Raw genomic sequence first — 21,435 nt, forward strand, 5'->3', positions numbered from 1 at the left:
CGCTGACGGCCCAGCTCGGACGTGATCGAGCCGAACAGCTCTGGGTCGCGCGCTGAGAGAGACTGGGTGAAAAAACCGGTATCACGTAGATTGGCGTTCATGGGGGCTCCACAATGCTGGGATTTCTTGCGGATTTCCTATCGGAAACGGGACATCGGCAAAAGGCTTAAAGCGACGATTTGGCCAGCGGTGGCGTCAAGTCTGGTCTATAGGGGAAAGGTATGATTGTTTCGGAACCAAATGTGCAGCACTGGAAACCACAATAGATGATTCAAAGAATCGCTTTTCTTGCCAGCGACGCCAAGGTGGCTCAAACCGCACGCGACAAATTGGTCAGGCGCTATGGCAATGCGGCGCCGCGTGATGCCGGTGTAATTGTCGCGCTGGGTGGGGACGGCTTTATGCTGCACACTTTGCACAACATGCAGCACCTCGATACGCCCGTATATGGCATGAATCGTGGAACAATCGGGTTCCTGATGAACGAGTTCCACGAAGAAGACCTGATGGACCGTCTTTCCGCCGCTGAAGAAGAGGTCATCAACCCGCTGGCAATGCGCGCGATGGATCAGTCCGGCAAGATTCATGAGGCGCTAGCCATCAATGAGGTCTCTTTGCTAAGGGCAGGCCCTCAGGCGGCGCGGCTGAGGATCAGTGTGGACGGTCGCGTGCGCATGGATGAATTGGTTTGCGATGGCGCTTTGCTGTCAACGCCAGCAGGATCGACGGCTTATAACTATTCCGCGCATGGGCCAATCCTGCCGATTGGATCGGATGTTCTAGCCCTGACAGCGATTGCTGCCTTTCGTCCGCGACGCTGGCGGGGGGCGCTGCTGCCCAAAATCGCCCAGGTGCGCTTCGATGTGTTGGATGCGGATAAGCGGCCGGTCATGGCGGATGCGGATTCAAATTCATTTCCGGATATTGATTGGGTCGAAATTCGATCTGAACCGGCGATACGGCACCGTATCCTGTTCGACCCGGGCCACGGCCTGGAAGAGCGTCTGATTTCGGAGCAGTTCACCTAAATGAAAGGCCAAGTATGAATTAATCGCGCTTGTGTGAACCAGTTCACACTAATCCGATTAACATTAAGGTACTGTGAATTTGCCTGGAGAACACGCCATGGTGGAAGTGAGTGGCCATCAACGGCGGTTTCGAAATGAACGTGCAGTTTATGTGCGGGCGAGGGTAGGTGGTGCTACGCTCGTTATCGGATTTCTAGGCATATTTTAGAAAGCGGACCCCGGGTACAAAACCCCGGGGTCAATTTTTTTGGACAACGTCTATTTAGAAGGACGTCCCATTTTCTTCCACAATGGCAGGCACATTTGCCCTACCCGGTCTTCTATTGCCGCGGCGGCGTCTACGACCATATCCTCGCGCCATCTGCGGGCTGCGATCTGGATGTTGATCGGCTGCGGCCCATGCGGCAGCTCGGCCAGCCGCGCCGGAACACATGCCGCGGGCAGGCCGATGAAGTTCATCGCATAGGAATAGACCGCACAGCCCAATACTTCATGCACGCCCTCGGCGCCCTCGGTGTCTCGGTCCGGTTTGAAGAACGGCTGTGGCAGGAATGGTGACAGGACCAGAGGATAGTTTTGCATGAACAGAGACCACTCGCGCGCATAGTGGCTGCGCTTGGCCAGCATTTCGATAAGGTCTGTGCCAACTATGGGTGGGAATTCCTGAAAGTAGACCTCGAATATGTCGCGGATTGTTTTTGATCCCGCAGCCTCGATATCGGCTTTCAACAAGGTCAGAACTTCACCCATCAGGGCGCGGTACCCACCACGACCAGCTTCAAAGATATCGGGTGGTGCGACCTCTTCCACTACATAGCCTGCATCGATCAATGCATCGCATGCAGTATCCAGAGCCTTGTCGACTTCGGGATGCAAATCGTATCCAAAGGTCTGCTTGGTGAAGGCGACCTTGATCGGGCCGGTTTGGTCCTCACCCCGCCACGGCATCGGCACGTGAAACGGATCGCGCGGATCGGGCGCGATCAAGCTGGGCATGGACAGGTGCAGGTCCGCTGCGGAGCGCGTGATCAGACCCTGCACCGACATCGATTGTGCCAATATGCCCCGTTCTGCCGATTGGCTGGGATTCCACGCCGGAACACGACCCAGACCCGGTTTGACGGTGACCGCCCCATTGGCGGCGGCTGGAAATCGCAGACTGCCCCCTATATCGTTGCCATGGGCCAGCGCACCGATCCCAGCCATCACAGCCGCGCCCGCGCCACCAGAAGATCCCCCGGGCGAGATATGACGCCCCCAGGGGTTATACGTGCGGCCATGCAGTTCGTTATCTGTGTCAGCACGGAATGAAAATTCGGGCGTGTTGGTGCGACCGATGACGATGGCGCCCGCCTTTTGCAGGTTGGAAACAACCGGCGCATCATCCGGGGCGATCACGTCTTTCAGGGCAACGACCCCATTCGAGGTCGCATGTCCTTTTTGATCGACGTTGATCTTGATGGTGACCGGCACACCATGCAGGGGGCCGGGCTGCTCTCCGCCACCGACCGCCTTGTCCAGATATCGCGCACGGTCCAGCGCCTGCAGGCTCAGATCTTCAACAACCGCATTCAACGAAGGGTTGACCTGATGCATCCGCTCGATTGCGGCTTTTACGGCCTCTTCCGCGCTGAGTTTACGGTTGCGGGTCAACGCGGTCAGATCGGTGGCGCTCAGACGCCAGATGTCGGTCACTGTCATGGGGCCTCACTGTCTTGGTCAGACAGTAGAGGCCCAGTGTCAGGTTGCAAGAGGCGGCAACTGTGCCGATATTCTACTGGGCGTAGCCTATGGATTTCAGGGCTTCGGTGATTTCGTCCAGAATCACCGGATCGTCGATAGTGGCGGGCATCTTGTATTCCTTGCCATCCGCAATCGAGACCATGGTCCCGCGCAATATTTTGCCCGACCGCGTTTTGGGCAGCCGGTCCACAACCACGGCCAGTTTGAAAGCAGCGACCGGTCCGATCTTTTCGCGCACCAGCTTGACGACATCCTGAACGACGTCACCGTGGTCACGATCACAGCCCGCGTTCAGACACAGGAAACCAACCGGCATCTGGCCTTTCAACTGGTCCGACACGCCGATCACGGCGCATTCGGCAACGTCAGGGTGCGCGGCCAGAACCTCTTCCATTCCGCCGGTGGACAGGCGGTGGCCGGCGACGTTGATCACGTCATCGGTGCGCGCCATGATGTAGAGGTACCCGTCCTCATCAACCATGCCCGCATCACCGGTTTCATAATATCCGGGAAAGTGATTCAGGTACGAGCTTTTGAACCGGTCTTCGGCGTTCCACAGCGTTGGCAGAGTGCCGGGGGGCAGGGGCAGCTTTACCGCAATCGCGCCCAGCTCTCCGGGTCTCATCGGGTGGCCGCCTTCGTCCAGAATCTGCACGTCGTAGCCGGGCATCGGCTTGGCAGGTGAGCCCAGCTTGGTTGGCAGCTCTTCAATCCCCAGCGGATTGCCCGCGATGGTCCAACCGGTTTCGGTTTGCCACCAATGGTCGATGACCGGAACGTTCAGCGCGTCTTTGGCCCATTCGATCGTGTCGGGATCTGCCCGCTCTCCGGCCAGAAACAGGGCTCGCAGGCAGGAGAGGTCGTATTCAGGGATTAATTCCCCCTTGGGATCTTCACGTTTGACCGCGCGGATTGCGGTGGGAGCAGTGAAGAAACTGCGAACATTATGCTCGGATATCACCCGCCAGAAGGTGCCCGCGTCCGGGGTTCCAACCGGCTTGCCCTCGAACACTATCGTGGTGTTGCCGTGGATCAGCGGCGCGTAGCAGATATATGAGTGGCCAACGACCCAGCCGACATCAGAAGCCGCCCAGAACACGTCGCCGGGATCCACGTTATAGATGTTCTTCATCGTCCAGTTCAGGGCGACCAGATGGCCGGCCGTCGGCCGTACGACCCCTTTGGGCGCTCCGGTCGTGCCCGATGTATACAGGATATAAGCTGGATCATTGCCATCGACAGGAACACATTCCGCAGGCTCAACACCGTACTGGAACCCGTGCCAGTTGAAATCACGCCCCTCGATCAAATGCGCAACCTCTTGTTCGCGCTGGAATATCACGCAGAAATCGGGCTTGTGGCTGGCAAGTTCGATGGCACCGTCAAGCAGCGGTTTATAATGCACCACACGGCCCGGCTCCATCCCGCAAGAAGCGGCGATGATTGCTTTTGGTTTGGCGTCATCAATACGGACCGCCAATTCGTTGCTTGCAAAGCCACCAAACACAACCGAGTGCACCGCACCCAGCCGGGCACAGGCCAACATCGCCTCAAGCGCTTCGGGGATCATCGGCATATAGATGATAACCCTGTCGCCCTTTTCGACACCTTTTGCCCGCAATGCCCCGGCCAAAGTAGCGACCCGATTGCGCAGTTCGACATATGAGATCTCGCGCTTGGTGTGGGTGATTGGGCTGTCATAGATGATGGCCGTCTGTTCACCGCGACCATTCTCGACATGGCGATCAACTGCATTCCAGCAGGTGTTGACCCTGGCATCACAGAACCATTCATAAAGAGGAGCATTGTCGTCAAACAAAGCCTTGCTGGGTGGCCGAACCCAATCAATTCCTTTTGCAGCTTCCATCCAGAATGCCTCTGGATCGGATTTCCAGCTCTGGTAAACGTCCTGATATGCCACTTTGGTCTCCTCCGAAAAATCCCTGCACCGTGTCTAGGGCGGGGTATAGGGGGCAGACAAGCGGTCGAAGTGACGGGGCGTCACTTTATCGCAAAATATTTGCAGATGTATAAGAATTTCCCTGCAAATTTTTGCAAATCTGTCGGCAATTTATGGATTTTGCGCGCCGAATTCACAGTTTTGCAAAACTGCAAATGTATTGGTGCAAATATGAAGGAATCACTCCGGGCACCTGTTTCGGTGCCCGGAGGGGATCCGTGACCTTCTACCCGTAATGAGCGACAGGCGTTCCTGCGATCGCCGCCATGTTCAGTAACCCGCGTGCGGTGATCGAGGGGGTCACGATATGTGCCTTGTTGCCCATACCCATCAGGATCGGGCCAACTTCCAGCGCGTTGGCCTTCATCTTCAGGATGTTGCGCACACCGCTGGCGGCATCTGCGTGGGCAAATATCAGGACGTTGGCGACACCTTCTAGACGTGAATGCGGGAAAATGCGCGACCGCAGTTCCGGGTCAAGCGCTACGTCCAGATTCATCTCACCCTCATATGTGAAATCGCGTGGCTCCGAGTCCAGAATCTCCAAAGCGGCCCGCAGGCGCTTGCCCGAGCCTTCGGCCTGATTGCCGAATTGAGATTGCGAACAGAACGCGATTTTTGGCTCCAACCCGAAACGCCGGACATGACGGGCCGCGCCCAGGGTGGTTTCGGCAAGCTCTGCAGGCGTTGGTAATTGCCGCACATGTGTATCGGCAATGAACAAGGGGCCGTCCTCAAGAACCATCAGAGACAAAGCGCCATGCGCGCGCAGGTCGCCATTGGCCAACACCTGTTCGACATAGCTTAGGTGCCAGCGGTATTCGCCAAAGGTTCCGCAGATCAGGCTGTCGGCCTCGCCACGTTGGACCATGATCGCCCCAATGGCTGTGCTGTTTGTGCGCATAATGGCCTTGGCCAGATCAGGGGTGACACCGCGGCGCTGCATGATCTGGTGATATGAGGTCCAGTAATCATAGTAGCGACTGTCATGTTCCGGGTTCACGATCTGAAAATCCTCGCCGGGACGCACTGTCAGGCCCAGGCGCTCGCATCGCGCTTCGATGACTTCGGGACGTCCGATCAGGATCGGTGTTTCCGTGGTTTCTTCCAGAATGGCCTGAGCGGCGCGCAGCACACGTTCGTCCTCGCCCTCGGCAAATACTATTCGGCGCGACGCAGCTGCTGCGGCCTCGAAAACCGGGCGCATGATCAGGGCGGATTTGAAAACCGTCTGGTTCAGGCGCTCTTTATAGGCCTCCATATCTGGAATCGGACGCCTGGCAACGCCACTGTCCATAGCCGCCCGGGCCACTGACGAGGACACAACAGCGACGAGGCGCGGGTCAAAAGGTTTTGGGATCAGATAGTCAGGTCCGAATGTCAGTTGCTCGCCCTTATAGGCGGCGGCGGCTTCTGCACTGGTCGTTGCCCGGGCCATATCAGCGATACCATCTACGCAGGCGATCTGCATAGCGTCGTTAATTTCGGTCGCACCAACATCCAGGGCGCCCCGGAAGATGAAAGGAAAGCACAGAACGTTGTTCACCTGATTGGGAAAATCACTGCGACCCGTTGCGATTATCGCATCGGGGGCCACTTCGCGAGCTGCGTCCGGCAGAATCTCGGGCGTCGGGTTGGCCAGCGCGAAGATGATTGGTCTGTTGGCCATTTTCGCGACCATTTCGGGTTTCAGGACATTCGGTCCGCTAAGCCCCAGAAACAGATCGGCATCCCCGATCACGTCATCCAGCGTGCGCAGATCAGTCTTTTGCGCGAATTGGCTCTTGTGCGGGTTCATGTCCTCGGCTCGCCCTTCATAGACAAGCCCGTGAATGTCACACAGCCAGATGTTTTCGCGTTTCACACCCAGCTTCACCAGCATATTCAGGCAGGCGATCCCAGCCGCGCCTCCGCCGGTCGAGACGATTTTGATATCTTCGAACTTTTTCCCGGCAACGTACAGCGCGTTCTTGGCAGCGGCGCCCACGACGATTGCGGTGCCGTGCTGGTCATCGTGAAAAACGGGGATGTTCATCCGCTCGCGGCACAGTTTTTCGACAATAAAACAATCGGGTGCCTTGATGTCTTCAAGGTTGATCGCACCGAACGTGGGTTCCAGCGCGCAAACGATATCGGCCAGCTTTTCGGGGTCGGATTGGTCAACCTCGATGTCGAAACAGTCGATCCCTGCGAATTTCTTGAACAGAACCGCTTTGCCTTCCATCACCGGCTTGGAAGCCAGAGCGCCTATATTGCCCAGGCCCAGCACTGCTGTTCCGTTCGAGACCACGCCAACAAGATTGCCCCGCGCAGTGTAAAGCTCGGCGTTGGATGGGTCGGCCTTGATTTCCAGGCTGGCCTCGGCGACGCCAGGCGAGTATGCGCGCGCCAGATCCCGACCGTTGGCCATGGGTTTCGTAGCCCTGATTTCGAGCTTTCCAGGCTTTGGGTGAGCGTGATAATCAAGCGCGGCCTGTCGCAGGTTGGGAGTGTCAGACATAGGCAATTCATCTCCGTTCCGAATTTGGTTGAAGGGTTAAACTATTTCTGGCGCCTTGGCTACGTGACGTCACTTCATAAATGGATTTTTGCCAAACACGGCCGTAGGTTGAATTTTGTTCCAATATGGTTACGGTCTCGCATCTTCATATTCGGCACCGCTTCCACAGGAGATCGAAGGCCCAAGATGACCCCGGAAAAACAATCTCAGTCGATACCCGTCACAACCGATACCAAGCGGTCCTTTGGGCTGGACCAGCCGCTGTTTCGTGCAGCGATTGGTGTTGCGTTGCTGATCTTGGTGGTCCTCTGTATCTGGCCGGTGCAGGCGATGTCCCTCAGCCATGAGGGCGGCCCGTTCGAATCCATTTCGGCCGCGGCACTTGTTCTGGCCGGGGGTATTGCGCTTTTCCGGTATCGCGGGATTTCCCGTCTCTATATCGGTCTCGTCTGTTTGCTGCTGGCAGAGCGCGAACTTGCTGCGGATATCTATGCCGTAGATAGCCTGCCATATGGGATTCTGAATGGGCTGGACACGCTGCTTGATATGAACGCGGTTCGCGTCATCCTGGCTGTTTTGGTTCTGGGAGGCTTGCTCTGGCACGGGGTGCCAAACGGGTGGCGTGCGTTCAAGCAACGGGTCCCGTTTCTAATGGTGTTCTTTCTGGCCGGTATGTGTGCGGTGGTTGCGCAGGGGTTGGAAGAAGTCAGTGGTGCACTGAAAGACGACCTGTCGGACCAGATGATCATGCGTTTGTTTGTGTTGGAAGAAACGCTTGAGATGTTCTTTTCGATTGGCATTTTGGCTTCTGTTCTGATCGGATGGCCCAAAGCCACGACCGAAGAGAACTTGAATGACCAGCAATCAGACCAAAGCTGAGATTCGTCTGCCGACGCAGGAATTACGTGACGACATCCCGTTTTTTACCAAGGTACTGGGGATGCGGATGGATATGATCTATCCTGCTGATGACCCTCGGGTCGCCGTGTTCTCCGGGCATGGATTGCGATTGCGGATCGAACAGGATGCACCCGAGGCGCCCGGAATGTTGCGCATTCTGACCGAAAATCCGGATGAGTTTGCGGCTGGCCAGCGCAGTTTGGTCGCGCCGAACGGGACGCGTGTCGAAATTGATGAACTGAACCCGCCGATGGTGATGCCGGATACCGTGCATTCCTTTGTCGTGCGCAGACTCAAGGATCAGGCCCCGTGGGTCATCGGGCGCGCCGGAATGCATTATCGCGATCTGGTACCCGATCGCTTGGGCGGGTCGATCATTGCCAGCCATATCCGCATTCCCGATGGCGGTCCGGTTCCGGACATGGTGCATTTCCACAAGGTCGGGTTTCAGTTGATTTTCTGCATCCATGGCTGGGTCGATGTGGTTTACGAGGATCAGGGCGACAAGATGCGCCTGACCGCCGGTGATTGCTTTATCCAGCCGCCCGAAATCCGTCATCGTGTGTTGGAAGCATCGGACAATGTGCAGGTGATCGAAATTGGTGTTCCTGCCGAACATGTCACCGAAATCGACCACGAAATGCAGTTGCCGACCCCGCAATACCGCCCGGATCGCGAATGGCAGGGCCAGCGCTTTGTCTACAACCGGGCCGAGGGGGCAGAATGGGGGCCGTTCCGTTTGCCGGGCTACATCTGTCGCGACACCACGATTGCCCAGAACACGATGGGTGTCGCAGGCGTTCAGGTGGTGCGTCGGGGGCAGGGTGACACCGCCTGGGCTACACATGATACCGATATTCATTTCACCTTCGTTATGAACGGTGAGTTGACGCTCGAAGGCGAGGGGCGCGACCCGTATCGGCTGGAACAAGGTGATGCCTTTGTCATTCCACCGGGCATGCGGACACGCCTGTCTGATCCGACCGATGATGTTGAACTGCTTGAGGTCACGCTGCCTGGCGTGTTCAATACGGTTCTGGATTAAGCATTTTGGCTCAGGAATTCTGCGCTCGGGGCTTCAATTCCCCGGGGGCTTTCATTTAGGGTATGACTTTCTGACCAGATGATCAAAAAATGGGGAATCGCCATGAGCTTGAAAGACGCAGCCTTGTCCGTGCGGGAAAACGCCTATGCGCCTTATTCCAATTTCAAGGTCGGCGCGGCGATCCGGTCCCTGTCGGGGCAGATCTACTCCGGTTGCAATGTGGAAAACGTGGCCTATCCCGAAGGCACTTGCGCCGAGGCCGGAGCCATTGCCGCCATGGTCGCTGCTGGCGAGCAGGAACTGACCGAGGTTTACGTGGTCGCGTCGTCTCCTCAGCCAGTACCGCCGTGCGGGGGGTGCCGCCAGAAACTGGCCGAGTTCGGCAAGCGTGACGTCAAGGTGGTATTGGCCAGCTTGGACGGGGCGGAGTTGAAAACCACTATCGGGGATCTGCTGCCAGGCGCATTTGACGCCTCGCATATGGAGGATGTCTGACCCCATGGACGCCCGCTCGATCATCGCAAAGTTGCGCCGCAAGGATATACCCTCCGCCGAGGAACTGCACTGGTTTGCCCAGAGGCTTGCCGATGGTGGGGTCAGTGACGCGCAGGCAGGGGCCTTTGCGATGGCGGTTTGCATGGGTGGGTTGGGTGCGCAGGGCCGTGCCGATCTGACCATTGCGATGCGCGACAGCGGCGATGTCCTGAACTGGGATGTGGAAGGTCCGGTAATCGACAAACACTCGACCGGGGGTGTGGGCGACAGCGTCAGCCTGGTACTGGCCCCCGCACTGGCCGAGCTTGGGGCCTATGTGCCAATGATTTCTGGCCGGGGACTGGGACATACGGGCGGCACGCTGGACAAGCTCGAATCCATCCCCGGTGTGACCACCCAGATCAGCCAGGACCGGCTGGTGCAGGTGCTGAACGAAACGGGAGCAGCCATCGTCGGGGCCACCGGGCAAATAGCGCCGGCGGACAAACGGCTTTACGCCATTCGGGATGTCACGGCGACAGTTGAAAGCCTCGACCTGATCACCGCGTCGATCCTGTCGAAAAAGCTTGCGGCCAGCCCGGATGCGCTGGTGCTGGACGTTAAGGTTGGCAGTGGGGCCTTTATGAAAACCCTTGATGACGGGCGCAATCTGGCACGGGCGCTGACGGAAACCGCCAACGCTGCAGGGTGTCGGACCTCGGCAGTCATAACCGATATGAACCAGCCGCTTGCCTCTGCGCTGGGCAATGCACTTGAGGTGGATGAGGTCATGAAGGTATTGACCCAAGCGCCTGACGCGCCGTTGGCTGTGATCTCTGCCGAACTGGGTGGGGTTCTGTTGGCTGACGCCGGTATGTTTGCCACTTCGGAAGAAGGCCGGGACAAAATCGCCAAGGTCATCCGCGATGGCCGTGCCGCAGAACGGTTTGGCCGCATGATGGCCGCAGTTGGGGCACCCATTCACTTTGTCGACGATTGGTCGCGCTATTTGCCCGAAGCCAGCGTGATCCTCGAAGTGTCCGCTCCCGCTGCGGGCTATGTAACCACGATAGACGGAGAGGCTCTGGGCCTTGCGGTTGTCGAATTGGGTGGCGGACGTCAGGTTGAAAGCGATGTGATCGACCCTGCGGTCGGGCTGTCAGATCTGGTGCGACTGGGCGACCGGGTCGAAAAAGGCGTTCCATTGGCTGTCGTCCATGCCGCCCGCGAGGATGCCGCGCGACGTGCGGCTGATGCTGTTCAAAAGGCGATCACGCTTGGAACGGGTAAACCAGTGGTGCCATCCCTTGTCCACGAGAGGATCACGCCATGAGCCGCGCCTTCCTTGTGGTGATGGATTCTGTGGGTATCGGCGGCGCGCCCGATGCTGATCAGTTCTTTAATGGCGACATGCCGGATACTGGGGCAAACACTCTGGCCCATATCGCGCAGGCTTGTGCACAAGGCCAGGCGGAAGAGGGGCGATCCGGGCCTTTGCATCTACCGCATTTGGATGCGCTGGGGTTGGGTGCTGCGGCACGGCTGGCCTCGGGTGCGGAAACGCCGGGTTTGCTGGCCCAGCCGACAGGTCTGTGGGGCTGCGCCTGTGAGGATTCACCGGGCAAGGACACGCCATCGGGGCATTGGGAGCTAGCAGGGCTGCCTGTGCCGTGGGACTGGCATTACTTTCCCAATACAACACCATCATTTCCGGCTGATCTGAGCAAGGCCGCAGCCAAGGCCGCCGGAACCGAAGGGATTTTAGGGGATTGCCACGCCTCGGGCACCACGATCATCGCCGAATTGGGGGCCGAGCATATGCGAACCGGTTGGCCGATCTGCTATACCTCGGCCGACAGTGTCTTTCAGATCGCCGCTCATGAAGAAAGTTTCGGCCTAGACCGTCTGCTTGACCTCTGCCGCGCGCTGGCCCCACGTTTGCACCAGATGAAAGTGGGGCGTGTGATCGCACGGCCCTTTGTCGGCTCGCCCGAACAGGGGTTCACCCGCACGACCAACCGCAAGGATTTTGCCATCGTGCCGCCCGCTCCGGTGCTGACGAATTGGTGTCAGGATGTGGGCCGCCGTGTTCATGCAGTGGGCAAGATCGGCGATATCTTTTCCATGCAGGGGATCGACACACTGCGCAAAGGGTCGGATGCTGACTTGATGGGTCATCTGTCCGATCTGGTCGATGAGGCCGAAGAGGGCAGCCTGACATTCGCTAATTTTGTCGAGTTCGACAGTCTCTATGGCCATCGGCGCGACATCAGCGGCTATGCCCGCGCGCTGGAATGGTTTGACCAAGAGATAGGTGCAATTCTGACCCGGTTGCGCCCCGATGACCTGATGTTGTTGACCGCTGATCACGGCAACGACCCAAGCTGGATCGGCACCGACCACACGCGTGAGCAAGTACCTGTCCTGATTGCAGGGCTGGGGGCGGGGCAGATCGGTCAGGTCAAATTCGCCGACATTGCCGCCAGTATCGCACATCACCTGAATATCCCGGCACAAGGGCCGGGGCGGAGCTTTCTATGACTGTCGCTGACCTACCCAAGATCGAACTGCACTTGCATCACGAAGGTGCCGCGCCGCCTGCCTTCATCCGTCAGCTGGCGCATGAAAAGCGCATCGACCTCAGCGGGATTTTCAAACCTGATGGGTCATATGATTTCCGGGATTTCGCCCATTTCCTCAGCGTATATGAGGCCGCCTGTGAAGTGCTGAAATCGCCCGAGGATTTCCGCCGTCTGACGTTGGCTATTCTTGAAGAAAGCGCGGCGAACGGGGTGGTGTATTCGGAAAGCTTTCTGAGCCCCGATTTCTGTGGCGGTGGCGATTTGGTGGCCTGGCGCGACTATCTAAGTGCCATTCAGGATGCCGCTGATGAAGCCGAGCGGAAATACGATATCACTCTGCGCGGCGTGGTGACCTGTGTCCGGCATTTCGGACCCGATCAGGCCAAGCTCAGTGCATATTGTGCCGCTGAAACAGCGGGCGACTGGATTACTGGGTTCGGTATGGGGGGCAATGAATCCATGGGGGTTCAGGGCGACTATAAGTGGGCGTTTGACTGCGCGCGCGAGGCTGGACTACGCCTGACCACCCATGCCGGAGAGTTCGGCGGGCCGGATAGTGTCCGCGATGCGATCCGTGATCTGGGAGTTGAACGCATCGGCCATGGCGTGCGTGCGATCGAAGATCCCGACCTTGTGCATGAGATCGTTGATCGTGGTGTGACGCTCGAGGTTTGCCCGGGCTCGAACGTGGTTCTGGGCCTGTTTCCCGACTTTGCCAGCCATCCGATTTCCAAGTTGCGCGAGGCAGGTGTCCAGGTCACCGTGTCCACCGACGATCCGCCGTTTTTCCATACCACAATGCGGCGTGAATATGAGATGTTGGCCAAGGCCTTTGGATGGGAGGTCGAGGATTTTGCCGCTGTGAACGAAACTGCCCTGAATGCGGCTTTTTGCGATGAAGCGACCCGTGCGCGGGTCAAGAAAAGACTGGAGATATCATGAGCGAACACCTGACCGTCGTCGACCACCCGTTGGTGCAGCACAAATTGACGCTCATGCGGGACAAGGGCACTTCGACCGCCGAATTCCGTCAGTTGCTGCGTGAGATCACCTTGCTTCTGGCCTATGAGATCACGCGCGAAATGCCATTGACCACCCGGCACATTGAAACCCCGATGGAAGAGATGGACGCCCCCATCCTGGCAGGTAAGAAACTAGCGCTGGTTTCTATCCTGCGCGCCGGTAACGGAATGCTGGACGGCGTTTTGGAACTGATCCCCTCGGCCCGTGTTGGCTTTGTTGGCCTGTACCGCGATGAAGAGACTTTGAAGCCCGTCCAATATTACTTCAAAGCGCCCGAGGGGCTGAAGGACCGTTTGGTCATTGCTGTCGACCCGATGCTGGCAACCGGCAACAGTTCGGCCGCTGCGATTGATTTGCTGAAAGAGGCTGGTGCGACGGATATCCGTTTCCTCTGCCTGTTGGCCGCCCCCGAAGGTGTTGCCCGCATGAAAGAGGCGCACCCGGATGTTCACATTGTCACCGCGGCACTGGACCGCGAGCTGAATTCGAAGGGCTATATCATGCCAGGTCTGGGCGATGCGGGTGACAGGATGTTCGGGACCAAGTAAGCGGGCTTATCCGCCGCAGATATTCTGCAGCCGGACCCATTCGCGATCTGGCAGTATCTGTTGCAGGGGCTGGCCCGCCATCGGGTCGGCCTCGATCAGGCCCAGCACGGTTTCACCTGTGACGTCCGTCGCATAAGCAAAGGGGACTGAGGGCAAAGCTGCCTCGGCAAAAATTTCCAGCAGGTTCTCGTCGGGTACAGCCGGACGGGGTTCTGATAGAACTTCTTCGGTATAACTGTCGACAATCTGAGGTGTCAGCTCACCGGTTGTCAGCAGGCGGAACGCAGATCTGATGCCAGTACGGTCCAGCAGATCATCCAGTGGGTCCTGTGCCTGCACACGTGCACGTTCCGCAAGGATGTACCCGGCCACGACCGAGGGGTCCTCGTGATCTTCGACCAGAGATCGGTTCAACAGGACAATTCCACCCGGCAGGGTCAGGCTGGTCTGTACTCCGGCGGGTAGGATAACGATTGCGCGCACGCCCGTTCTTGCCGCCAGATGATCCAGTGCTTCCTGAGTGCCCTCGGACACGCAGGCGCGGCCTGACACTCTTTCGATGCGCCTCAGGATTGTGTCACCGATGTCGATACGTTTGATTTCGGGAACGACGGATACGACATGGTTTTGTAACGCTGACGGTAACCACAACAGCATGAGCGCGGCCACAGCAGCCACAACCCCGGCCACGCTGAACCACCGCAAACGCCCGGGGTGGGGGCGTGACCAGTCGATGGCACGCTGTAGACGGTCAATGGCTTCGATCATCGTGGTTTCGGATTGGGCCAGTTCCAACGTCTCTTGCGGGTCGCCATCCGGGTGGTAAATCGCAGGGAAAACACCGGGGTTCTGGCGCTCTAACGCAGCCAGCGACCAATGCGTCAGTGCCCGGTCGTTGAAATCTGATATCGTCAGAGTCGCTTCGCCAATCGACACAACAACCTCGCGCCGCTGAACATCGGGCGAGGGGCGCCACAGACCGGTGGCTTCGATCCGCTGGAACTGTTTCAGTGCCGTCATCGGGGTGATGTCTGCTCGTTCTTAATTGGAGCCAGCTTAACACGCTAAATTCAACCGGCGCAAACCTGTTGCGCGATGTTCAGGAAATGTGCTGGATACCTAGACGAGCGGAATATTCTGTTACCGCTCTCCATCATGCCGCGGGGAAAATGATGCAGGCGGACACCCAGACTTCACCGGTTTTGGCCTCGGTGCTGATGGTCAGTGCAATGGCAATCATCGGCGTGATTGATAATGTGGTCATCTTGGTGGCCGAAACGATCGGTCTGTGGCAGTTCCATTTCAGCCGGGCTCTGCTCATGCTACCGCTGATAATGGGCCTGTCACTGCTTGGGCTGGGCCGCTTGCGCCCGATTAGGCTTGGCCCCGTGATCCTGCGTAGTGTTCTCATCACATTGGCCATGTTGTTCTATTTTGCCTCGCTTGCGCTGATGCCGATTGCTCAGGCGTTGGCGGGTTTGTTCACGTCGCCGATCTTTGTGCTGTTGATTACAACCGTCGCCATGAAGCAACGGATAGGCCCATGGCGTATTCTGGCCGTTGCAGTAGGGTTTGCCGGGATTTTGTGCGTGTTGCAGCCGAATCCCGGCGAGTTTGATGCAAAAACGCTGTTGCCGGTCGCCGGAGGGCTGTTCTACGCGTTCAGTTCAGTCATCACCCGAAGCCACTGCGCGCAGGAAAGCACAACGGCATTGCTGGCGGCTATGGTGACAACCTTGGGAGTGGCCGGAGCGGTAGGGCTGATCGTGTTATCCTTGTTTCCGGGGGTTCCGGTCGCTGGGCCGGAGGGCTTCGTCACCCGTGGCTGGGTCTGGCAAATGGGACCGGCAATTCCTTGGATTATAGTTCAGGCAATAGGGTCGACGATTGCGGTATTCATGCTGATCAAATCCTATCAGATCGGTGAGACCTCTTATGTGGCGGTGTTTGAATATTCGGTGATGATATTTGGACCCTTGTTCGCCTGGAGGGTCTTTGGGCAGAATATCGGTGTTCTGCAGATCCTCGGCATATGCCTGATCGCAACGGCCGGAGTTCTGCTGGCCTGGCGGTCCACGCGTCCCGCCGCTACAGAGTCCGCATCGTGATCATTTCGCGCGGTCGCTCTTATATCTTCGTCCACATTCCCAAAACTGGAGGGACATCTTTGTCGCTGGCTTTGGAACAGCGCGCGATGAAGGATGATATTTTGCTGGGAGATACGCCCAAGGCAAAGAAACGCAATAGGCGGATCAAACAGCTATCGGCGCGCGGCCGCCTTTGGAAACATTCAACCCTCGCCGATATCGAAGGTGTTCTTTCACCGGATGACTTTTCGGGGATGACAGTCTTTACTCTGGTCCGAAATCCTTGGGATCGGCTTGTCAGCTATTATCACTGGCTCAAGGTGCAAGGCTTTGATCATCCCGCAATCGCGCTGGCCCGCGCCCATTCGTTTGAAGGATTTGTCTGCCATCCCGCGACGCAACAGTCGCTCCGTCAGCATCCGGCGCGGCACTACGTGACGCGAGCCGATGGTATTGAACAATGCCAGCATTTCATCAGGCTCGAAGCCTTTGATCAGGGGGCAGAGCCTCTGTTCGACCATTTGGGGTTTCGGATCACGCTGCCGCATTTGAACCGATCAGAGCGGTCACAAGACTACCGCAGCTATTATTCAGCCGCATCACAGGAGGCCATCGCCGAGGCTTGCGCTGAAGATATAGACAGATTCGGATACTCTTTTGATTAGATGACAGAAATATCGTTTCCCTGCCGGACTTAATACCGGGCGATTACAGATCGTTGTTCCGTTTTTAGCGTTATCCAACGGGGTTTGGGACCCAAATCAGGCTCAAATGTGTCAAAATTTGGACGCGTGATCGGTTTGGATGCTAATGAATATCTATTGTTTTTTGGTGCCAGCAGGGGGGGAGGCACGTGTTTGAAGTAGTGAGTGACATGGGTATTTCAGATGTTCCGGAAAGCCGGACACAATTCGAAACCAGAGTAGAACTGAACGCGCGCCGTGGCGGCTTGATCCACGGGACCAGGGTTGCAACTGTCGACGGCTGGACGCCGATTGAAGACATTCAGCCTGGTGATCTGATCCGGACAGTCGAGAACGGCTTTAAGGTAGTAAGGCGCATTTCTGTCGATACGATTTCGGTTCCTACTGAAGAAAGTCGGATCGACTATTTGCCAGTCCGCGTACCCCCAAGTGCCGTCGACAGCCCAGGTACGATTTGGATCATGCCTGAACAGGGTATAGCATTGGAGCATGGCACCGCAGATCTGACTGTTGTGGCAGCACGAAAGTTGAGCGGTTTGTTCCGCATCAAGTCGGACGTCCCGGCATCATCATTCGATGTCAGCGCACTGTTCTTTGACGAGGATGAAGTGGTCTATATGGAAGGCGGCATGCGCGCCTTCTGCCCGTCAGGGCGTTTCGGCGGCCACAGCGGCACAAGTGCGGGCTATCAAATTGCCGAAAGCGAAACAGCGGCGGAATTGGTCGAAAATATACGAACCGAGGGCCGCGTGGCAGCCCTTGCCAACCCGTTGGGTGCGCTGCCTGCACCCATCTCACTGGAACAAGTTGTCCCTTTGAGACCCAGCAGGGGTGCGCGTCGCCCGGGTCGTCCGGGCCGGCCTCTCCCAGTGATCTGAACGGCAGACCAACCAAACACGATAAGCAGGGTGCTGGCGTAAGGTATCTTACGCCAGCACCAACTGTTTAGGCAGCCTTGGCTTCGGGGTTGAAACGCCCGTAGAAGCTTTGGCCTTTATCTGCCATCTCACGCAGCAGCGGCGGGCAGGTAAACCGTTCCCCATATTGTGCGGTCAACTGATCGCAGCGCTCGGCCGCATAAGGGGTGCCGATGATGTCCAGCCAGCTCAGTGGGCCACCTGACCAAGGTGCAAAGCCCCAGCCCAAGATTGCGCCGACGTCACCCTCGCGGATGTCTTCCAGAACGCCTTCTTCCAATGCGCGGACGGCCTCCAGAACCTGAGCGAACATCAGGCGTTCCTGCACTTCGATCAGGTCGGGCTGATCCTCTGCCAGCGGATACTTGTCCTGCAGACCCTTCCAATATTCGACGCGCTTGCCTTTTTCGTCATAGTCGAAGAAGCCCGCGTTTGCCTTGCGGCCCAGACGGCCCTGTTCTTCCATCCAGAAGATCAGATTATCGGACGGGCTTTCAGGATATTCGTTGCCCATCGCGGCCTTGGTCGCGCGTGCGATCTTGGCACCCAGATCAATCGAGGTCTCATCAGTCAGCTGGATAGGCCCGACAGGGAAGCCCAACTGGCGTGCCGCGTTGTCGATCAGAACCGGGCTGACGCCTTCGGTCACCATCCGGGCACCTTCATTGATGTAGGGAATGATGCAGCGGTTGGCGTAGAAGAAGCGGGCATCGTTGACCACGATCGGCGTCTTGCGGATCTGGCGCACATAGTCCAGCGCCTTGGCCACCGCGCGATCACCGGTTTCCTTGCCTTTGATGATCTCGACCAGGAACATCTTTTCGACGGGCGAGAAGAAGTGGATGCCGATGAACTGATCCGCGCGCACAGACGCTTTGGCCAGGTCGCTGATCGGCAGGGTCGAGGTGTTCGAGGCAAAGATGCAGTCCTCGGGGATGATCGCCTCGACCTTTTTGGTCATCTCGGCCTTGACGCCCATGTCTTCGAAGACGGCTTCGATGATCAGGTCACAGCCCTTCAGATGATCAAGGTCAGGGGTCGCGGTGATGCGGCCCAGCATGGCCTCTTTCTTTTCAGCCGTAACCTTGCCGCGCTTCATACCCTTGTCCAGATATGTTTCGGTATAGGCTTTGCCTTTGTCTGCGGCTTCCTGATCGCGGTCGACCAGAACCACTTCCATACCGGCCTGCGCCGATACCAGCGCGATACCCGCACCCATCATGCCTGCGCCCAGAACACCGATCTTCTTGACCGATTGATCCGGTACGCCCGCAGGACGTACAGCGCCTTTTTCCAGCGCTTCCTTGTTCAGGAACAGCGAGCGGATCATCGCACCCGATGACGGGTTCAGCAGGACCGAGGTGAACCAGCGTGCTTCGATCTTTAGCGCGGTGTCGAAATCGACCAGTGCACCTTCGTAAACAGCGCTTAGCAACGCCTTGGCGGCAGGGAACGCACCCTGGGTTTTGCTATTCACCATAGCCGAGGCGCCGACGAAATTCATGAAACCGGCAGGGTGGTAAGGCGCGCCACCGGGCATTTTGTAACCCTTGGCATCCCAAGGCTTCACAATGTCCGCATCTTTGGCGTTCAGCACCCAATCTTTTGCTGCGGCAACTGGATCCTCGGCGATCTCATCGATGTAGCCTGCACTTTTCGCCTTTTTGACGTCCAGCATCTTGCCTTCCAGCAACAGCGGAGCGGCTGCAATCGCACCGACCTTGCGGACCATACGGGTGGTGCCACCAGCGCCGGGGAAGATGCCAACCATGATTTCAGGCAGGCCGTATTTCGCCTTTGGGTTCTCGGCTGCAAAGATGCGGTGCGTCGACAGCGGTAGTTCCATGCCAATGCCTGCGGCTGTACCGGGCAGGGCGGTTGCAATCGGCTTGCCGCCTTTCTTGGTCTTGGGGTCCATGCCCGCCAGCTCGATCTTGCGCAGCACGCCGTGCATATTCATGGTGCCTTCGAACAGGCCCTTGGCGGGGTTGTCGCCCGCCTGTTCTTTCATCACCGCAAGCAGGTTCAGGTCCATGCCACCGGCGAACGAACCTTCTTTCCCGCTGGTGATAACGATGCCTTTGATCTCGTCATCGGCAAGTGCCTGATCGATGCAATCGCTCAACTGTGCGAAGCCGTCAAAAGACATCACGTTCATGGACTTTCCTAGGACGTCCCAGGTGATAATGGCGACGCCGTCCGCGTCTTTGCTCAGAGTGAAATCAGTCATTGTCATCTCCAATCTGGTCAGCCGTTAGCGGGCTGCCATCTTTCCGGGTGAAGGAGAATCCGTTCTCATCATCCTTCACCATCATGTCTAAGTCGCTGTAATAGCCGGTCTCGTTCGGGGTCCGTGTGCCCACCACCAGAAAGGTCGCAGGCGCATCGGTGTTGTTCACAAGGTGATGGCCGTTGGCTTCACCTGCGGGCCATACGGCGCAATCGCCGGGCTGCATTTCATGCTCGCCATCGTCGTCGATCAGCGTACAGGTGCCGCTTAGCATGATTGCAAACTCGTCCTGCTCCATATGGTAGTGGCGCAGCGAGGACATGCCTTGCGGTTCAAGCCGTACGATGTTGACCCCGTACTGGGTCAGCCCGCCCGCATCACCGAGGCGCTGAACAAAACGGCCTGCGGTCGCCTCGGCCAGCTTGCCCGGATAGGCCGAGCCGCCCTGAAACGGAATCTGAGAGAGATCCAGCTTTGGCATCAGACGCGCTCGATGATCGTTGCTGCACCCATGCCGGATGCGATGCAAAGCGTGGCCAGCCCGGTTTCCTTGTCCTGACGTTCAAGCTCATCCAGCAGGGTGCCGATGATCATCGCGCCGGTCGCGCCCAGCGGGTGGCCCATTGCGATCGAGCCGCCATTGACGTTGACCAAAGCCGGATCGACATCGAATGCCTGCTGGAAGCGCAGAACAACCGAGGCAAAGGCTTCGTTCACTTCGAACAGGTCGAGATCGCTGATTTTCATGCCGTTGTCGGCGAGGATTTTCTCGGTCACCGGAACCGGACCGGTCAGCATAATGGTGGGGTCGGTGCCGATCTTGGCCGTGGCCTTGATGCGTGCGCGCGGCTTCAGGCCGTACTTCTCGCCGAATTCCTTGTTGCCGATCAGAACTGCCGCTGCACCATCCACGATGCCCGAGCTGTTACCCGCGTGGTGGATATGATTGATCTTTTCCAGATGCGGGTATTTCAGCTTTGCGACGTTGTCGAAGCCGGGCATTTGCTCGCCCATCATCTGGAATGCGGGGTTCAAGCCACCCAGGCTTTGCATGTCCGTGCCGGGGCGCATGTATTCATCATGGTCCAGAATGGTCAGGCCGTTCTGATCCTTAACGGTGATGACCGATTTCGAGAACCGGTTGTCGTCCCACGCAGCTTTTGCACGGCGCTGCGATTCCATCGCCAATTGGTCGGCCTGATCCCGAGAGAAACCGTATTCAGTGGCAATGATGTCAGCCGAAATACCCTGCGGCACAAAGTAGGTGTTCATCGCCAGCGAGGGATCAACCGCAATCGCGGCACCATCGCTGCCCATAGGCACGCGGCCCATCATCTCGACACCGCCTGCAATGTATGCGTCGCCTGCGCCGCCCTTGACCTGGTTAGCAGCCAGGTTCACGGCTTCCATGCCGGACGCGCAGAACCGGTTGATCGCCAGCCCGGGGATCGATTCATCCAGATCAGAACCCAGCACTGCGGTTCGTGCCAGACAGCCGCCCTGTTCCATAACCTGGGTTACGTTGCCCCAGATGACGTCCTCTACGGCGTGGCCCTCTAGATTGTTCCGCTCTTTTACGGCGTTCAATGTCAGCGAGGACAGGCGCGCCGAGGTCAGCTCGTGCAGGCTGCCATCCTTGCGGCCTTTGCCGCGCGGAGTACGCAGGGCGTCATAGATATATGCGTCGGTCATAG

The 21,435-nt window shown here is 57.8% G+C and carries 18 protein-coding genes; 11 read left to right on the top strand and 7 right to left on the bottom strand.

Annotated features, from left to right (window positions below; genetic code table 11):
- The first annotated feature begins 266 nt into the window (after positions 1-266).
- Positions 267-1,028 carry an NAD kinase gene (locus tag AC2FH9_RS07725; RefSeq protein ID WP_142632779.1) on the top strand — a complete coding sequence of 254 codons (762 nt, stop codon included), beginning with the start codon at positions 267-269 and terminating at the stop codon, positions 1,026-1,028.
- A gap of 258 nt (positions 1,029-1,286) precedes the next feature.
- Here AC2FH9_RS07725 and AC2FH9_RS07730 read toward each other — a convergent pair whose 3' ends face one another.
- The 3 genes from AC2FH9_RS07730 to AC2FH9_RS07740 all read right to left on the bottom strand — a co-directional run bounded on the left by AC2FH9_RS07730 (position 1,287) and on the right by AC2FH9_RS07740 (position 7,231).
- Positions 1,287-2,729: an amidase family protein gene (locus AC2FH9_RS07730; RefSeq protein ID WP_496749427.1), complete on the bottom strand. Its 1,443-nt coding sequence runs from the start codon at positions 2,727-2,729 to the stop codon at positions 1,287-1,289.
- A gap of 73 nt (positions 2,730-2,802) precedes the next feature.
- Entirely contained in the window at positions 2,803-4,692 is a 1,890-nt protein-coding gene (prpE, locus tag AC2FH9_RS07735) for a propionate-CoA ligase PrpE (RefSeq protein ID WP_496749428.1), read from the bottom strand.
- Between the two features lie 265 nt (positions 4,693-4,957).
- Complete coding sequence (locus AC2FH9_RS07740; RefSeq protein WP_496871179.1) at positions 4,958-7,231, bottom strand: NADP-dependent malic enzyme; 2,274 nt, start codon at positions 7,229-7,231, stop codon at positions 4,958-4,960.
- Positions 7,232-7,417: 186 nt separating this feature from the next.
- On the opposite strand from AC2FH9_RS07740, the gene AC2FH9_RS07745 reads away from it, so the two are divergent.
- From AC2FH9_RS07745 to upp, 7 genes are all read left to right on the top strand, one after another.
- A complete protein-coding gene (locus AC2FH9_RS07745; RefSeq protein ID WP_496692455.1) occupies positions 7,418-8,110 on the top strand; it encodes a hypothetical protein in 693 nt (230 codons plus the stop codon).
- Positions 8,085-9,176 carry a cupin domain-containing protein gene (locus AC2FH9_RS07750; RefSeq protein WP_142632789.1) on the top strand — a complete coding sequence of 364 codons (1,092 nt, stop codon included), beginning with the start codon at positions 8,085-8,087 and terminating at the stop codon, positions 9,174-9,176. The genes AC2FH9_RS07745 and AC2FH9_RS07750 overlap by 26 nt, the downstream gene beginning before the upstream one ends.
- A 102-nt stretch (positions 9,177-9,278) precedes the next feature.
- Positions 9,279-9,671, top strand: a complete 393-nt coding sequence (locus AC2FH9_RS07755; protein WP_142632791.1) for a cytidine deaminase — start codon at positions 9,279-9,281, stop codon at positions 9,669-9,671.
- A 4-nt stretch (positions 9,672-9,675) separates the two neighbouring features.
- A complete protein-coding gene (locus tag AC2FH9_RS07760) occupies positions 9,676-10,983 on the top strand; it encodes a thymidine phosphorylase (protein ID WP_496749688.1) in 1,308 nt (435 codons plus the stop codon).
- Positions 10,980-12,191: a phosphopentomutase gene (locus AC2FH9_RS07765; RefSeq protein WP_496871180.1), complete on the top strand. Its 1,212-nt coding sequence runs from the start codon at positions 10,980-10,982 to the stop codon at positions 12,189-12,191. Before AC2FH9_RS07760 ends, AC2FH9_RS07765 begins: the two co-directional genes overlap by 4 nt.
- Positions 12,188-13,174, top strand: coding sequence for an adenosine deaminase (locus AC2FH9_RS07770; protein WP_496749432.1), 987 nt, complete (start codon positions 12,188-12,190; stop codon positions 13,172-13,174). The genes AC2FH9_RS07765 and AC2FH9_RS07770 overlap by 4 nt, the downstream gene beginning before the upstream one ends.
- Positions 13,171-13,803 (top strand): uracil phosphoribosyltransferase, encoded by a 633-nt coding sequence (gene upp / locus AC2FH9_RS07775; protein WP_142632797.1) that lies wholly within the window; start codon positions 13,171-13,173, stop codon positions 13,801-13,803. Before AC2FH9_RS07770 ends, upp begins: the two co-directional genes overlap by 4 nt.
- A gap of 6 nt (positions 13,804-13,809) precedes the next feature.
- On the opposite strand, the gene AC2FH9_RS07780 is transcribed toward upp, so the two are convergent.
- Positions 13,810-14,823 carry a hypothetical protein gene (locus AC2FH9_RS07780; RefSeq protein WP_496692449.1) on the bottom strand — a complete coding sequence of 338 codons (1,014 nt, stop codon included), beginning with the start codon at positions 14,821-14,823 and terminating at the stop codon, positions 13,810-13,812.
- Between the two features lie 152 nt (positions 14,824-14,975).
- Here AC2FH9_RS07780 and AC2FH9_RS07785 point away from each other — a divergent pair, with 152 nt between their 5' ends.
- The 3 genes from AC2FH9_RS07785 to AC2FH9_RS07795 all read left to right on the top strand — a co-directional run bounded on the left by AC2FH9_RS07785 (position 14,976) and on the right by AC2FH9_RS07795 (position 17,472).
- Positions 14,976-15,911 carry a DMT family transporter gene (locus tag AC2FH9_RS07785; RefSeq protein WP_496871181.1) on the top strand — a complete coding sequence of 312 codons (936 nt, stop codon included), beginning with the start codon at positions 14,976-14,978 and terminating at the stop codon, positions 15,909-15,911.
- Positions 15,908-16,555: a sulfotransferase family 2 domain-containing protein gene (locus AC2FH9_RS07790; protein ID WP_496696042.1), complete on the top strand. Its 648-nt coding sequence runs from the start codon at positions 15,908-15,910 to the stop codon at positions 16,553-16,555. The genes AC2FH9_RS07785 and AC2FH9_RS07790 overlap by 4 nt, the downstream gene beginning before the upstream one ends.
- Positions 16,556-16,743: 188 nt before the next feature.
- On the top strand, positions 16,744-17,472 hold the full coding sequence (locus tag AC2FH9_RS07795; RefSeq protein WP_496871182.1) for a Hint domain-containing protein: 729 nt from the start codon (positions 16,744-16,746) through the stop codon (positions 17,470-17,472).
- A gap of 67 nt (positions 17,473-17,539) precedes the next feature.
- Here AC2FH9_RS07795 and AC2FH9_RS07800 read toward each other — a convergent pair whose 3' ends face one another.
- The 3 genes from AC2FH9_RS07800 to AC2FH9_RS07810 are packed head-to-tail and all read right to left on the bottom strand — an operon-like array spanning position 17,540 to position 21,433.
- Positions 17,540-19,741 carry a 3-hydroxyacyl-CoA dehydrogenase NAD-binding domain-containing protein gene (locus AC2FH9_RS07800; protein ID WP_496871183.1) on the bottom strand — a complete coding sequence of 734 codons (2,202 nt, stop codon included), beginning with the start codon at positions 19,739-19,741 and terminating at the stop codon, positions 17,540-17,542.
- Entirely contained in the window at positions 19,734-20,222 is a 489-nt protein-coding gene (locus AC2FH9_RS07805) for a cupin domain-containing protein (protein WP_281971799.1), read from the bottom strand. Before AC2FH9_RS07805 ends, AC2FH9_RS07800 begins: the two co-directional genes overlap by 8 nt.
- Positions 20,222-21,433, bottom strand: coding sequence for an acetyl-CoA C-acetyltransferase (locus AC2FH9_RS07810; RefSeq protein ID WP_281971800.1), 1,212 nt, complete (start codon positions 21,431-21,433; stop codon positions 20,222-20,224). The genes AC2FH9_RS07805 and AC2FH9_RS07810 overlap by 1 nt, the downstream gene beginning before the upstream one ends.
- Positions 21,434-21,435 lie beyond the last annotated feature (2 nt).

The sequence above is a fragment of the Ruegeria sp. CDSC081 genome (genome assembly GCF_059610485.1).